General features: G+C 64.3%; 15 protein-coding genes and 1 pseudogene. 11 read left to right on the forward strand and 5 right to left on the reverse strand.

Going from position 1 to position 14,380, the window contains the following annotated elements:
• Positions 1 to 110 precede the first annotated feature (110 nt).
• Both HWX39_RS36495 and HWX39_RS32030 read left to right on the forward strand, forming a co-directional pair.
• Positions 111 to 485, forward strand: a complete 375-nt coding sequence (locus HWX39_RS36495; protein WP_244135133.1) for a hypothetical protein — start codon at positions 111 to 113, stop codon at positions 483 to 485.
• A 586-nt stretch (positions 486 to 1,071) separates the two neighbouring features.
• Positions 1,072 to 1,290 (forward strand): hypothetical protein, encoded by a 219-nt coding sequence (locus HWX39_RS32030; protein ID WP_175953161.1) that lies wholly within the window; start codon positions 1,072 to 1,074, stop codon positions 1,288 to 1,290.
• Between the two features lie 93 nt (positions 1,291 to 1,383).
• On the opposite strand, the gene HWX39_RS32035 is transcribed toward HWX39_RS32030, so the two are convergent.
• Complete coding sequence (locus HWX39_RS32035) at positions 1,384 to 2,007, reverse strand: hypothetical protein (RefSeq protein WP_175971607.1); 624 nt, start codon at positions 2,005 to 2,007, stop codon at positions 1,384 to 1,386.
• Positions 2,008 to 2,818: 811 nt separating this feature from the next.
• Here HWX39_RS32035 and HWX39_RS32040 point away from each other — a divergent pair.
• The 5 genes from HWX39_RS32040 (at position 2,819) to HWX39_RS32060 (ending at position 7,802) form a co-directional block, all read left to right on the forward strand.
• A complete protein-coding gene (locus HWX39_RS32040; RefSeq protein WP_059584440.1) occupies positions 2,819 to 3,937 on the forward strand; it encodes a branched-chain amino acid ABC transporter substrate-binding protein in 1,119 nt (372 codons plus the stop codon).
• A gap of 184 nt (positions 3,938 to 4,121) precedes the next feature.
• Positions 4,122 to 5,048 carry a high-affinity branched-chain amino acid ABC transporter permease LivH gene (gene livH / locus HWX39_RS32045; RefSeq protein WP_175971608.1) on the forward strand — a complete coding sequence of 309 codons (927 nt, stop codon included), beginning with the start codon at positions 4,122 to 4,124 and terminating at the stop codon, positions 5,046 to 5,048.
• Between the two features lie 11 nt (positions 5,049 to 5,059).
• Positions 5,060 to 6,331, forward strand: a complete 1,272-nt coding sequence (locus HWX39_RS32050; protein ID WP_175971609.1) for a high-affinity branched-chain amino acid ABC transporter permease LivM — start codon at positions 5,060 to 5,062, stop codon at positions 6,329 to 6,331.
• Complete coding sequence (gene livG, locus HWX39_RS32055; protein WP_175971610.1) at positions 6,328 to 7,101, forward strand: high-affinity branched-chain amino acid ABC transporter ATP-binding protein LivG; 774 nt, start codon at positions 6,328 to 6,330, stop codon at positions 7,099 to 7,101. Before HWX39_RS32050 ends, livG begins: the two co-directional genes overlap by 4 nt.
• Positions 7,101 to 7,802 (forward strand): ABC transporter ATP-binding protein, encoded by a 702-nt coding sequence (locus HWX39_RS32060; protein ID WP_039366289.1) that lies wholly within the window; start codon positions 7,101 to 7,103, stop codon positions 7,800 to 7,802. The genes livG and HWX39_RS32060 overlap by 1 nt, the downstream gene beginning before the upstream one ends.
• 82 nt (positions 7,803 to 7,884) lie before the next feature.
• Here HWX39_RS32060 and HWX39_RS32065 read toward each other — a convergent pair whose 3' ends face one another.
• Positions 7,885 to 8,739, reverse strand: coding sequence for a LysR substrate-binding domain-containing protein (locus HWX39_RS32065; RefSeq protein WP_175971611.1), 855 nt, complete (start codon positions 8,737 to 8,739; stop codon positions 7,885 to 7,887).
• Between the two features lie 132 nt (positions 8,740 to 8,871).
• Here HWX39_RS32065 and HWX39_RS32070 point away from each other — a divergent pair, with 132 nt between their 5' ends.
• The 4 genes from HWX39_RS32070 (at position 8,872) to HWX39_RS32085 (ending at position 12,227) form a co-directional block, all read left to right on the forward strand.
• Entirely contained in the window at positions 8,872 to 9,852 is a 981-nt protein-coding gene (locus HWX39_RS32070; RefSeq protein ID WP_175971612.1) for a hypothetical protein, read from the forward strand.
• A gap of 29 nt (positions 9,853 to 9,881) precedes the next feature.
• Entirely contained in the window at positions 9,882 to 10,868 is a 987-nt protein-coding gene (locus HWX39_RS32075; protein ID WP_175971613.1) for a 2OG-Fe(II) oxygenase, read from the forward strand.
• Positions 10,869 to 10,881: 13 nt separating this feature from the next.
• A complete protein-coding gene (locus HWX39_RS32080; RefSeq protein ID WP_175971614.1) occupies positions 10,882 to 11,808 on the forward strand; it encodes a DMT family transporter in 927 nt (308 codons plus the stop codon).
• Between the two features lie 68 nt (positions 11,809 to 11,876).
• The gene (locus HWX39_RS32085) at positions 11,877 to 12,227 is read left to right on the forward strand and encodes a VOC family protein (protein ID WP_175971615.1); all 351 of its coding nucleotides are present in this window, start codon (positions 11,877 to 11,879) and stop codon (positions 12,225 to 12,227) included.
• Positions 12,228 to 12,257: 30 nt separating this feature from the next.
• On the opposite strand, the gene HWX39_RS32090 is transcribed toward HWX39_RS32085, so the two are convergent.
• The 3 genes and pseudogenes from HWX39_RS32090 to HWX39_RS32100 form a co-directional block, all read right to left on the reverse strand.
• Positions 12,258 to 12,665, reverse strand: coding sequence for a DUF2000 domain-containing protein (locus tag HWX39_RS32090; protein WP_175971616.1), 408 nt, complete (start codon positions 12,663 to 12,665; stop codon positions 12,258 to 12,260).
• Positions 12,666 to 12,709: 44 nt separating this feature from the next.
• Positions 12,710 to 13,567: an AraC family transcriptional regulator gene (locus tag HWX39_RS32095; RefSeq protein ID WP_175971617.1), complete on the reverse strand. Its 858-nt coding sequence runs from the start codon at positions 13,565 to 13,567 to the stop codon at positions 12,710 to 12,712.
• Positions 13,568 to 13,721: 154 nt separating this feature from the next.
• Positions 13,722 to 14,288, reverse strand: a pseudogene (locus HWX39_RS32100) (AraC family transcriptional regulator); the annotation flags it as partial.
• Positions 14,289 to 14,380 lie beyond the last annotated feature (92 nt).

Here is a 14,380-nt window from a genome sequence, read left to right on the forward strand (position 1 = left end):
TTTGGGGAGATTGCAGAAAATCCACCAAAGATGGGCGAATTTCAAACGAGGATCAGATGCGCTGGCGTTGAGTCCACACAAGGTCCGGCTGCGATACAACAGGAAGCTCTATGCCAAATTTCTCATGGGAACCGTCGGATTTTCTTGAAGCACTTGAAACCATTCCGGTAGTGGGCGAGTATGGAATTTACTATCAGTATCTCGTTTCGAGAGCGCCTCTTTCCTTGAGTCTGACGATATGGCCGCTCGATTGCGACGTCGAGGTCTTGCTTAAGAATGAAGGGGTTTCAGAGCCGTTTGTTCGGCTCAACCTGCTCGATTGTCCAGGGGCACGTGTCATCCGAGAAGATAAGCGCACATATATCGAATTTTCTGCCGCACGGCTGTTCGGAGGGCGTTTCGATCATGCACATACGCCGCCCTACGGATTTCAATTGCAAATTCAACCGTTTATCCAGATTTCGACGTTTTCATATCCCGTCTAATGAAATTTGAACGTTGTCGGCAAGGTTCGTCGTGGTCAATTGCCTCGGGTAGGGCCTGGCCCGCTCCAATGATTCGGGGCATTCAAGCTAACCGCTTCGGGTCGATATCGGTCTGATTGAGATACTGAAACCGGACATAACCCGCAGCAATATCCTGAAGCCCCGAGCGACAACAAAGATTGAGCAGCAGTCGCATCCATATCGAGACGAACTCATACAGTTCGTCCGATCCAATCGAACTGTTTCGAATCGTCAAGTTCTGATCAATCGTTCGCTGTGACAGATCGACATTCGCCATCAGCGCTCGCAATGGCTGTGAGCATTGACCTCGTTGCGTGCCTATAACCAACGGCTAACGTGCGCCCAAGCAACGAACACTGTCTAATAGGCAATGTCCAGCGATGATGATCGCGCGCGTGGATGGATACGTCGCACGTCCTGATCCACACGTCGAACCCCGTTCCCACCAAACCACCAACAAAGGAGGAATCCAAACCATCAAAACGCCGCGGTAAACGAGCGCGGGCCGCAAGTGCTAGGAACACTCACGACCCGCTAACCACAGCCAACTGAACAGGAGTTGCCCATGGCTAAGCCGAATCATAAAGCACGACCACCGAAGACGGAACGTTTCGTAACGATCCAGGAAATGTGGGGTACGCCGAAAACGTACGTAAAGCCGGAGAAGTTCTACCCGTACATGAAGATTGGTGGAATGTGGCTGATCAGCGATGCGTGTTTTGTTCCGGGCCGAAAGGCGCGAATCGATATTGAGCCTGGCAGGCTGATCATCACGCAGTTGTAAGAGCGACGCCGCAGGATGCGGCCGCGCTGCGCGACGTCGCGCAGCGCGCCGGGTAGGGCAATGGCTATCAGCTGTATCACCCGCCCCAGCGCATCACCACGCGATATTGCAAGACGACCGCGAAGTCCCCGCACCGCTCGTTGCCGTGCAATGTGTGCCCGCGCCGTTGTCGTAGAACGTGCGCGTCTCAGGTTGCGGCACAGACGGATCAAACGGATTAGGCGCACCATGCGGGCCACGCGCAGCATCGTACGGACGAGCCGGCGCATACGAGCCGCCACTTCCAGCCGGTCGCGATCCGTTAGCCCGCAGATATTCATTCCAGTTCTGCTCGCGCTGCTCGTATCCGGGCAACGCGCGACCGAGACTATCGCTGCCACCCGCGCCGAGCGCGACGCGATTCGCGGGCAAGACCCAATCGGGTTCGTGTTCCGACAAAGGCTGCGGTGCCACAAGCGTATCGCCCGACACACGCAGCGGCCGCGTATCCGGCGTATCGAACGGGCTTCGCTCCACGGGCGCGGCATACTGCACGCGGCGTCGGCTCATACGTGCCGCATGCCCATCATCACGAGCAGCGGCACGCCGCTCCGAGCGAAACACATTGGCACCCGCCGACCGATCGGCCAGCGTATCGCGACCCGACGCATCGGCAGCAGAAACAGAAAGCGCACACGCAAACGCGGCGGCGGAAGGAAGACGGAAAGGATGATTCATCAGCGATCCCAATCAGGTGATGTGCATTGAAAAAACGGCAGATCACTGGCTGGCGGCTGGGCAACGGACGGCCGTCGAAGCGGCCCTGAAGCGACTACGAAGCGCGGCGGACGCGGCTCGGAGGAAGGCTGGCTGGATTGCAGAGGCGAATTCGTATTATTTCATATTAATAACGAAGACCTTTCTGATCGACGAAAACCGTCGGCAAACGGAAGGCGTGAGCCGCTCAGCCCAACGCACTGCAATGGTGCCCACCAACCCAATCATCAGTTGATTGAAGCACGACGATGCGACCCTTTACCCACCCCGACACAAGCCGTGCAAGATCGCCTGTCACCTGATCTCAATCCCGACAAGGCACAGCGCTAGAAAACCCTCACCGATAGCAACCAAATTGCACCCCCAGCAAACGTTCCCGCGCTGCCAAGGTTGCGCCGTCATCGCTACCGACCGCCACCCCATCCCTACGTGTTTTCCCTCACTCGACCGGCATTTTTGACAGACGATTTAAAAACGCCCATATAATTTCGACTGCCTTGCCAATGGCTGTCGGACCATCCCTCCGATCAAGCGATTTGGCAAGCGGGGCAGGCGAAACGCTTGCGCAATGCAAGACGCATCACGATGTCTTTCCGAACCAGACGTCCCCTTCGGGGACTGCAAGAGCCGGGCCCCGCTACGCAACATTCCGCTGGAGTTCCGTCTTCTATGTGTCTCGGGCGTGTCCCATGTCCTCGCCCCGGGTGCTGTTCGATTGCGCAAGTCATGCCGCCTTTGCCCGTATGACTAAACAACATCGAGGAGCTCCCAGATGACGCTGTCCCGTCTTACGTCCATTTCCGTCGCCGCCGTGCTGTTCGCCGCGGGCGCCGCCGCCGCGCAAGCGGAAACCGTGAAGATCGCCATCGCTGGTCCGATGAGCGGCTCGGTCGCCCAGTATGGCGACATGGTGAAGGCCGGCGCGCTGACCGCGATCGAGCAGATCAACGCGGCAGGCGGCGCGGGCGGCAACAAGTTCGAAGTCGTGATGATGGATGACGCATGCGAGCCGAAGCAGGCCGTCGCCGTCGCCAACAAGATCGTCAGCCAGAAGATCAAGTACGTGATCGGCCACGTATGCTCGGGTTCGACGATTCCCGCGTCCGACATCTACGAGAACGAAGGCATCGTGATGGTCACGCCGTCGGCCACCGCGCCGCAGCTGACCGAAGGCAAGAAGCGTCACTTCATCTTCCGCACGATCGGCCGCGACGACCAGCAAGGCCCGGCCGCCGCGCATTACATCATCAACAACGTGAAGCCGAAGAAGGTCGCCGTGCTGCACGACAAGCAGTCGTACGGCCAGGGCATCGCGTCGTCGGTGAAGAAGGACCTCGAAGCCGCGAAGATCCCGGTCGTGCTGTTCGAAGGCATCAACGCTGGCGATTCCGACTACTCGGCGATCATCACGAAGCTGAAGTCGCAAGGCGTCGATTTCGTCTACTTCGGCGGCTACCACCCGGAAATGGGCCTGCTGATGCGCCAGGCGCGCGAGCAGGGCGTGAAGGCCACGTTCATGGGCCCTGAAGGCGTGGGCAACAAGGACGTGACGGCGATCGCCGGCCCGGCTTCGGAAGGCATGCTCGTCACGCTGCCGGCCGACTTCTCGGCCGATCCGGCCAACGCGGCGCTCGTGAAGGCGTTCGCGGACAAGAAGCGCGATCCGAACGGCCCGTTCCAGATGCCGTCGTACGCAGCGGTGAAGATCATCGCCGACGCGATCGCGGGCGCGAAGACGACCGATCCGACCAAGGTCGCCGCGTACATGCACAAGACGACGTTCGACACGCCGATCGGCAAGGTCGCGTATGACGCACAGGGCGACCTGAAGGCGTTCAAGTTCGTCGTCTACACGTGGCACAAGGACGCGACGAAGACCGCCGCCAAGTAACACGGAGTACCCGCCCGCGCAATCCGCCCCGTCCGAGACCCGGACGGGGCGGGTGCGTATTGGCTGCGCATCTGTCCATTGCGCGGCCAGCGGGCGGCCCGAGACGACACCGTGCGTTGCGCGCGGCCGAACGCCGTGATCCGGCGGCGGCACGCGACCCAGCGCCAACGGGAGCTTCCCGCACATGACTGACTTCTTTCCTCAATTCGCCCAGCAGCTGGTCAACGGCCTGACGCTGGGTGCGATCTATGCGTTGATCGCCATCGGCTATTCGATGGTCTACGGCATCATCGGCATGATCAACTTCGCCCACGGCGAGATCTACATGATCGGCGCGTACGTGGGCCTCGTGACCCTGACCGCGATCGGCGTCTCCGCCGGTTATCCGCTGCCGCTCGTGCTCGGCGCCGCACTGATCGTGTCGGTGATCGTCACCGGCCTGTACGGCTTCGCGGTCGAGCGCGTGGCGTACCGGCCGCTGCGCGGCGGCCCGCGCCTGGTGCCGCTGATCTCCGCGATCGGCATGTCGATCTTCCTGCAGAACTACGTGCAGATCGGCCAGGGCGCACGCGACGTGTCCGTGCCGGTGCTGATCTCCGGCGCGTTCGACATCCACCTCGGCGGCGACTTCGACGTGACGATTCCGTACTCGCGGCTGATGATCGTCTGCGTGACGCTCGTGCTGATGATCGCGCTCACGCTGTTCATCTCGCATTCGCGGATGGGCCGGGCGTGCCGCGCGTGCGCCGAGGACATGAAGATGGCGAACCTGCTCGGCATCGACACGAACCGCGTGATCTCGTTCACGTTCGTGCTCGGTGCGATGCTGGCCGCCGTCGGCGGCGTGCTGATCGGGCTGACGATCGGCAAGCTGAATCCGTATATCGGCTTCGTCGCGGGCATCAAGGCGTTTACCGCCGCGGTGCTCGGCGGGATCGGCAGCATCCCGGGCGCGATGCTCGGCGGCGTGCTGCTCGGCCTCGCGGAAACCTTCGCTGCAGGCTACATGCCGGCCGAGTACAAGGACGTTGTCGCGTTCGGCCTGCTCGTGCTGATCCTGCTGTTCCGCCCGACCGGCCTGCTCGGCAAGTCGGACATCGAAAAGGTTTGACGGAGACGCAGATGAGTACAGTCATTTCCGTTCGCCGCCCGGCCGCCGACGCATCGTTCGGCCAGGCGCTGAAAAATGCCGTGGCCGCCGCGTTCCTGACGGCGATCCTCACGATCCCCGTGCTCGGGCTGCAGTTGAAGCTCGACGGCTACCAGGTCGTGCTCACGCCGCACTGGCGGCCGGTGTGGATCGCGGTCGCGGCCGTGTTCCTGTTCCAGTTGTTCAAGCCGTGGCTCGTGCGTGCGAAATCGGCAGTGAAGCTGCCGGCAATGCCCGCGATGGGCGCGCAGCAGCAGCGCGTGGTCGTGTGGGTGCTGCTCGCGGTCGGGCTCGTGTGGCCGTTCTTCGGCTCGCGCGGCGCGGTGGACGTCGCGACGCTCGCGCTGATCTACGTGATCCTCGGCCTCGGGCTGAACATCGTGGTCGGTTTCGCGGGGCTGCTCGATCTCGGCTATGTCGGGTTCTACGCGGTCGGCGGCTATACGTACGCGATGCTGAACCAGTATTTCGGGCTGTCGTTCTGGGAATGCCTGCCGCTCGCCGCGATCGCGGCGGCGACGTTCGGCTTCCTGCTCGGCTTCCCGGTGCTGCGGCTGCGCGGCGACTATCTCGCGATCGTCACGCTCGGCTTCGGCGAAATCATCCGCCTGCTCGCGAACAACCTGACGAGCGTCACCGGCGGCCCGGACGGCATCTCGGGCATCGCGAAGCCGACGGTGTTCGGTTTCGAGATGGCGCGCTCGGCGAGCGTCGAAGGCGCGAAGACCTTCCATGAACTGATCGGGCTGGAATACAGCGGCGAGCACATGGTGATCTTCCTGTACCTGATCGCGCTGCTGCTGGTGGGCTTCACACTGTTCGTGACGAGCCGCCTGATCCGCATGCCGATGGGCCGCGCGTGGGAAGCGCTGCGCGACGACGAGATCGCGTGCCGGTCGCTGGGCCTGAACCCGACGCGCATCAAGCTGTCGGCGTTCACGCTCGGCGCGGCGTTCGCGGGCATCGGCGGCGCGTTCTTCGCGGCGCGCCAGGGTCTCGTGAATCCTGAATCGTTCACCTTCATCGAATCGGCGCTGATCCTCGCGATCGTCGTGCTCGGCGGGATGGGTTCGCAGCTCGGCGTGATTCTCGCGGCGATCCTGCTGACCGTGCTGCCGGAAGTCGCGCGCGGCTTCGCCGAGTACCGGATGCTGATCTTCGGTCTCGTGATGGTGTTGATGATGATGTGGCGTCCGCAGGGCCTGCTGCCCGCGAGCCGTCCCCACGTGGAGCTGCCGCAATGAGCACGAATGCAGAACTGTTGAAGGTCGCCGGGCTGCAGATGCGCTTCGGCGGGTTGCTCGCGGTGGACGGCATCGATTTCGACGTGCGCCGCGACGAGGTGTTCGCGATCATCGGGCCGAACGGCGCGGGCAAGACCACGGTGTTCAACTGCGTCGGCGGCTTCTACAAGCCGACGGGCGGCGCGGTCGAACTCGACGGCCACCCGATCGCGGGGCTGCCGAGCCACAAGATCGCGGTGAAGGGCCTGGTGCGCACGTTCCAGAACATCCGCCTGTTCAAGTCGCTGACGGTCGTCGAGAACCTGCTCGTCGCGCAGCACCGCAAGGTGAAGTCGGGGCTGCTGCCCGGCCTGTTCGCGACGCCGGCCTATCGCCGCGCCGAGAAGGAGGCGCTCGAACGCGCGGCCGTGTGGCTCGAACGGATGGGGCTGAAGGCGGTCGCCAACCGGCCGGCCGGCACGCTGTCGTACGGGCATCAGCGGCGTCTGGAGATCGCGCGCTGCATGATCACCGAGCCGCGTCTCTTGATGCTCGACGAGCCGGCGGCCGGCCTCAACCCGCAGGAGAAGATCGAGCTTCAGCACCTGATCGACAAGCTGCGCCGCGAGTTCGGCGTATCGGTGCTGCTGATCGAGCACGACATGAGCCTCGTGATGGGCGTGTCGGACCGCATCCTCGTGATGGAGCACGGCCGGCCGATCGTGATCGGCACGCCGGAAGCGGTCCGCAACGACCCGCGCGTGATCAAGGCGTATCTGGGGGAAGAGTGATGCTGAAGCTGGAACAGGTCCATACGCACTACGGCGCGGTCGAGGCGCTCGCGGGCGTGTCGATCGAGGTGAACAAGGGCGAGATCGTCACGCTGATCGGCAGCAACGGCGCCGGCAAGACGACGCTGATGATGACCGTGTGCGGCACGCCGCGCGCGTCGTCGGGCCGCGTGCTGTTCGAGGGCAAGGACATCACCGCGATGTCGACGCACCAGATCATGCGGCAGGGGATGGCGATCTCGCCGGAAGGGCGGCGCGTGTTCCCGAGCCTGACGGTGCTCGAGAACCTGAAGATGGGCGGCTTCTTCGCGAGCCGTCACGAGATCGACGACGGCATCGAGCACGTGTTCAAGCTGTTTCCGCGCCTGAAGGAGCGCGCGACGCAGCGGGCCGGCACGATGTCGGGCGGCGAGCAGCAGATGCTCGCGATCGGCCGCGCGCTGATGAGCAAGCCGCGCTTGCTGCTGCTCGACGAGCCGACGCTCGGCCTCGCGCCGCTCGTGATCGCGCAGATCTTCGACATCATCCGGACGATCCGCGACGAAGGCGTCACGGTGTTCCTCGTCGAGCAGAACGCGAACAAGGCGCTGGGTGTGGCCGATCGCGGCTACGTGCTGGAAACGGGGCGCGTGGTGCTCGCCGATACGGGCGCGAACCTGCTCGCGAACGACCGGATCAAGCAGGCTTACCTCGGCGGCTGACGCCGGATGCCGCCGGCCCGCAACGGGCCGGCGGCGCTTCTTCTTGCGCTGGCTCGTGCCGGGCCGGTTCCCGGCCTGGCCTTCACAGTCCGATCCTGAACGTGCTTTTCAGTACGTCGCGCAGATGCAGCGCGGCGCGATTGCTGTCGTCCGTCAGGATGGTGATCAGGTGCGGCGGAAGATCGGGCAGCACGATCCCGGCGACGTGGCTTGTCAGGTTGCCGGAGACGCGATCGTGTTCGATGAGGCCGACCGCGAGGCCGTTGGCGATGCACGCTTCGACTGCCGGCGAACTGGCGCTTTCGAGCAGCATCCGGTGCGCGATCTTCGCCTTCTTCAGCGCGTTCAGCGCGGTGTCGCGGTACGGGCAGCCCTGCAATTGCACGGCGATCGGCAGCGGCGCATCGGGATTGAACTTGAAGGTCCGCGCGGCCACCCACACCGGATGCGTCTTGCTGAGCAGCTCGCCGTGCGGCGGCACTTTCTGTACCACGGCGATCGTGATGTCCAACTGGCCGCGCGAGAACAGCGACTGCAGCTCTTCGCTGGAGCGCGCTTCGACGGTCAGCTCGAGCAGCGGGCGGTCGGCGGCGAAGCGCGGCAGGAATTCCGCCATGAAGTGCGCGGCGTACGAATCGGGGATGCCGAGCCGCAGCTTGCCGGTCAGCATCTGCGGCGACAGCGATTCGACGAGCCGGTCGTGGCTCAGCAGGAACTCGGTGGTGTCGCTCAGCAGCTTGTGGCCGTACTGCGTGAGTTCGACGGCCTGGTTGTTTCGCGTAAACAGGCGCTGCGCGACCATTTCCTCGAGCTTCTGAATCTGCGCCGTGACCGATGACGGGCTGCGATTCACATGAGCGGCCGCATCCTTGAAGCGGCCGAGCTTCGCGACGGCGTGGAAGGTACGCAGCAGGTCGACGTCCAGGGTGCGCGGCATGATTTGGTTTTTCCGAATCATTGATTCAGGTAATGTCGATTGACGGAATTATTGGGCATCCCATATTCTCGGTCAACAGGCAGACAACGGCAGGCAGCCGGTCGCGCGTTGCACGTATCCGGGGAACGATTCATGTCGATCAATGATTTCGTTGTAGATGCATTGGTGCGGGACAGGAAGTTGAAGGCCGAGTCGGTATGGACGGTCGAGAATCACGAAAAGTATTCGACGCTGAAGCGCAGCGACGATGATGCGAGGAGAAAGGAAGCCGGGCGCGAGGTGTTTTCGCTGATGCGGAACCTGAACGAGCTGGGCGTGCGGAGTCCCGCGCTGTGCGCGGACCGCGACGGCAACGGTTCGTTGCGCGAAGCGATCGGCAAGTTGAGCGAGCGGCTCGCGACGTTGTCGCGCGGCCGCGATGTGCATTACATCGAGCTCGGGCCGGAGCCGGTCAAGACGACCGAACTCATGAAGGCCGTCAGCGGTGGCGGCCCGGACCATCTGCGCTACACGGCCGTCGACATCAACGAGTCGTCGGAAGACGCGATGCGGCACGCGATCATGCCGTTCCTGAAAACGCCCGGCTGCTTCAACTACATCGCCGACGATTACCGGAACGTGCAATGGAACCGCATCGACGCGGGCCAGGACGTGACGTTCATCACGATGCTCGGCTTCCAGGAAGGCAACGAGCTGCCCGTGACGATCGGCCGGCTCATCCGTAATCTCGGCGGCAAGTCGACCTACGTCGTGTCGGAGATGCAGTTGCTGGTCGAGGGGCGGGAAGAGCCCATCTACAACTTCTACCGTAACGAGAACATGGTGCGGTTTTCCGAAGTCGTCAGCCGGCAGCAGGGCTTCGAGCCGCTTGGCGAGCACCATGTGTCGATCGTCCGGCTCAATCTGCTCGGCGACCAGTTCCATGTGGCGGTCACGCTTCAGCCCGTATCGAAAGCCGGGGCCGACGGGCATCTGATCACCAACGTCTGCCTGAAATACACGCCGGAGCAATTCCGCCATGTCCGCCACAGCCACGCCAATTGCCGCGTGATCGACGAACTGCACAGCGGCGACGGCAGCGTCGTGTACCAGATCGCCCAGTTCAAGGGCTGAATGCCGCAACGACGACAGCGAGGCACGCGATGAACAAGGGAAATGCATTGCCGGTGTTTGCGCGAGGGTTCGATCGGGTGAGGCTTGCGCTGCAGACGTCGCTGTCCGGCGGCGCGAATGTCGACGGCACGCTGGACGCCGCGACGGAACCGATGCGCTGGACCCGCGCATGCCTGCGCGACGGTTACGAGGTGCGATACCGGCGCAACCTCGACGATCTCGGCTATCGTGATGTGCCGATGCGCGGCACGCGCTCGGATGCGCTCAACGCGGTGTGCCATCTTCGCGGATTGTTTTCCGGCGAAGCGATTCATGCGTTGCGCGAGATCGGCCGCGCGCTGGAGCGCAGCGCGTCGAGCAGCAACTGGATCATCTCGAAGCGCGTGCGTGCGGTGACGGAGCGCTCGCGGTTCGTCGACGACATGATGCACGACCGCGCGTTCCTGCTGAGGGTGTCGTGTCTGGCCGGCGTACCGCTGATTCCGTATCCGATGGTCAATGCGCGGTCGCAGTTCAACTACTACTATCCGACGGACCGGCGCGACGGCAAGGAACAACTGGGGATGTGGCACACCGACGGCACCAGCTTCGTGCTGAATATCGTGCTGTCGGATCGATCCGACTACGAGGGCGGAAACTTTCTGTTCTACGAATCGACCGCGGAGACGTTCGACCGCCACGATCGCGAGCGCCGGCACGTGAAGGCCGCGAATCTGGACAACGCGGGCGACGCATTGCTCATCTATGGCAGCAAGCTGTTCCATGGCGTCGAACCGGTCGAGTCGGGGCGCCGCATGTCGCTGGTGCTGTCGTTCCATTGCCCGTACACGCGGGAGGACGACAACGGGTTCTGGCATCTCGCGTCGGACGACGGCATCCCGCGCACGGTCGTCAACTGGCTGGCGCTGCAGCGCGCGCTCAGGGGCGACGCCGAACTGCAGTACCGCCGCCTCGGGCTCGAACCGATCCGCCCCGAGGATCTGCAAGACCAGCGCCTGTCCCCGGCAACTTTCTGAGAGCCGTCGCCCCATGCCACTATTCCTGCTCCAGCTCGTCTTCGTGTTGTCGTGGAGTTCCGGTTTCATCGGCGCCAAGCTCGGCGCGGAGACGGCTGGCGCGTTCAACCTGCTGTTCTGGCGGTTCCTGCTCGTCACGCTTTGTCTCGCGATCGTCCTCAACCGGCAGCTCGGGCGCCTGACGTGGGAGAAGCTTCGCTATCACGCGGTGATCGGCTTCCTGTCGCAGTTTCTCTATCTGGCCTGCGTGTACGTGGCGATTCAGCATGGCCTGCCGCCCGGCATCGCCGCGATCGTCGCCGCGTTGCAGCCGCTCATGACGGCCGCGATGACGTCGCTCGGAGGCAGCGAGCGCAGCGGGGCGCGACAGTGGGCCGGGCTCGTCGTCGGGTTCGTCGGCGTGGGGATCGTGATCGGCGGGCAATATGCGTTGCCGGCCGGGTCGGTCGGGCTCGTCATGTACCTGCTGCCGCTGGTGTCGGCGCTGGGGCTGTCGATCGCGACGATCTATCAGCGGCGCCGTGCGCTGACGGCCGCGCGCAGCAACGAGGACGGGCTGTTCCTGCCGCTGTTCGTGCAGGGCTGCGTGAGCCTCGTGCTGTTCGCGGCGTGCGGGGTCGTCACGGGCGACCTGCACGTGCCGACCCAGCCGAACGTGTGGGTCTCCGTCGTGTGGCTGACGGTGTTCTCGACCTTCGTCGCCTACCTGTCGTTGTGGGCGCTGCTCAAGCGCATGCCCGCGACGCGCGTGGCGACCCTCGTCTATCTCGAACCGCCGGTGACGCTGATGTGGGCCGCGTGGATGTTCGGCGACCGCATCGTCGTGACGACCTATCTCGGCATCGTGGTCGTCGCGATCGGCGTGTGGCTGGCCGGCAAGCAGGTCGAGCGGCCCCCCGCGCGGGCGCGGCGGGCGAACATGGAGGCGGCCGGCCGCTGACGCACACTGGTTGCGCGCGCGATTCCGGTGTAGCGTCGCGGTACGGTCATGCCCCGCGAAGGAACCCGATGAAAGTCAAACGAATCGTCGCCAATATCGACACCCGGTCAGTCGACGACGCAAAACGCTTCTACCAGCGGATCTTCGGCCTCGACCTGCTGATGGATCACGGCTGGATCGCAACCTACGGCAATGCCGAGCAGATGGACGTGCAGATCAGCTTCGCATCGCAGGGCGGATCGGGCACGCCGACGCCCGATCTGTCGATCGAGGTCGACGACGTCGATGAAGCGCTCGCCCGCGTCAATGCGGCCGGGATTCCGGTCGAATACGGCCCGGCCGACGAGCCCTGGGGCGTGCGGCGGTTCTATGTGCGGGATCCGTTCGGCAAGCTCGTCAACGTGCTCGCACATCGCTGATCCGGAACGGCGGGGCGGCTGAGGCGGCGTTTACGCATGCAGCGCCAGCCCCTTCACGGCCTTGTCGACGGCCTTCTTCGGCCCGTGCAGCGCCAGACCGACCAAATCCAGATGCTCCGCATCCTCGGCGCGAAACACCTCGCGGTTGGCTGCATCGTGCCCGGTCGAGAACATCGCGCGCACGTAGGGCACGATCTTGAGTTCGCGCGACAGCGCCTGCCGATGCGCGGCCTGCAGGCCGTTCAGGTCGGCCGCGAACACCAGCATCGGCTGGCCCAGCATGCGGCCGTAGCGGCGTCCCGCCGCATCCTCGTAAGGCTCGCCGAGCGCTTCGGGCGCTTCGGCCGCGACGCCCGTCGCGAGAAACGCGACGACATTGAGTTTCTGCCACGCCGCGAGATCGTCGCGCACGATCAGTGCCACCTTGGTATCGAACATGCTTGCTCCTCATTGGGGCACTCATGATCGGATGCCGCGTGCGATCAGTCTGGAACGTTTGTGCACATCTGCCGGTACGCGGCCGGGGTGATCCGGTACGCGCGACGAAACCAGCGGCCCAGATGGCTCTGGTCGGCGAAGCCGACGTCCGCGGCCGCCTGCGCGGGCGTACGGCCGGCCGCCAGCAGCCGCCGCGCGGCACGTAACCTCAAGCGCACCAGATACGCGTGCGGCGACGTGCCGAACGCGTGCTGAAACAGCCGGGTCAGCCGGAACCGGTCGATCCCGGCGACGCTGGCGAGTTCGTCGAGCCCGATGTTGCCGTCCATCTGCGCATGCAGCAGGTCGCGCACGCGCGCGATCGCGGGCGGCACGACACCGCTTTCCAGCGCGAGCGGGCCGCGCAGTTCGCCGCCGAGCCGCGTCAGCAGGCGGTCGAGCGTCTGGTCGCGCGCGAGCCGGCCCTCGTTGCCGTGGATCGCGAGAAATGCGTGGCGAATCGCGTCGACGAGGCCGCGATCGTCGACGAGCGTATGGCCGAACGAGGCCTCGACACCGCCGAGGCCCGGCAGGTCCAGCCGGCGCGCCGCGCGCTCGACCCATGCTTGCGGCAGGTACAGCATTCCGTAGGTGAAGCCGCCCGCTTCGGGCGCATGGCCGTCGTGCATCGCGCCCGGCTCGATCAGGATCGCGCGGCCGGGCACGCTCGTATGCAGCGACCGGTGGCACTGGAATTGCTGCACGCCCTGTTCGGTGAAGCCGACCAGCATGTCGTCGTGATCGTGCGCGTCGTACGCATGGCCGTTGAAATGCGCATGCAGGCTTTCGATGCCGGTTTCCTGATCGCGCCGAGCGACGAGCCAGTGGTCGGGCGTGTCGATGTCCTTTGCCGTTTTCGTCATCGGATACCTCGTGCGTCGTTATGGCATGCCCGATAGCTTACGCAAGTCGCGTGATGCAGGCGGCAGGGGCGGCCCGTTGATCCGGCGATCTGGCGCGCCGCGGCGCGAGACCCTTGCATGCAGCGCGTGACGCGCAATGGCGTGCGTGCGCGATTCATTCCCCGTTCGCCACCGCCTGTTCGTCACGCGCATATTGCGCGGGCGGCCGCCCGACATGCCGCGTGAACGCGACGCTGAACGTGCTCGCGGAACTGTAGCCGACGCGCCCCGCGATCTCGGCGATGCGGCCTTCGTTGCGGCGGAGCAGGTCCTTCGCGAGCGCCATGCGCCACGTGAGCAGATATTCCATCGGCGCGACGCCGACCGCGCGGCTGAAGCGTTCGAAGAACGTCGAGCGCGACAGCGCGGCTTCCTTCGCGAGTTCGACGACCGTCCACGGATAGGCGGGGCGCGCGTGCATGCCACGGATCGCGGCGGCGAGTCGGTTATCGGCGAGCCCGCGCACGAGGCCGGGCGATGCGTTCGTGCCGGCCGTGAACCGCAATGCCTCGATCAGCAGCACTTCCAGCAGGCGTGCCAGCACGATCTCGCGCGCGGGGCGATGCGCGCGCGACTCGTCGCGCACCAGTTGCACGAGCGTGGTCAGCCGCGGTTCGCCGCGCACGTGCACGAATTGCGGCAGCAGCGACACCAGCAGCGCTGCATCTGGCGTAAGGTAGCTGTATCGCCTTATAAATCAACAACTTACGGTTAATTTTGGGCAGTTGGGCAATTCATTGGGCAAATTGGTAGGTTTTTGGCAAAGGGTGCTTT

The organism is Burkholderia sp. BCC0322 (assembly GCF_902833045.1).
GTDB lineage: Bacteria > Pseudomonadota > Gammaproteobacteria > Burkholderiales > Burkholderiaceae > Burkholderia.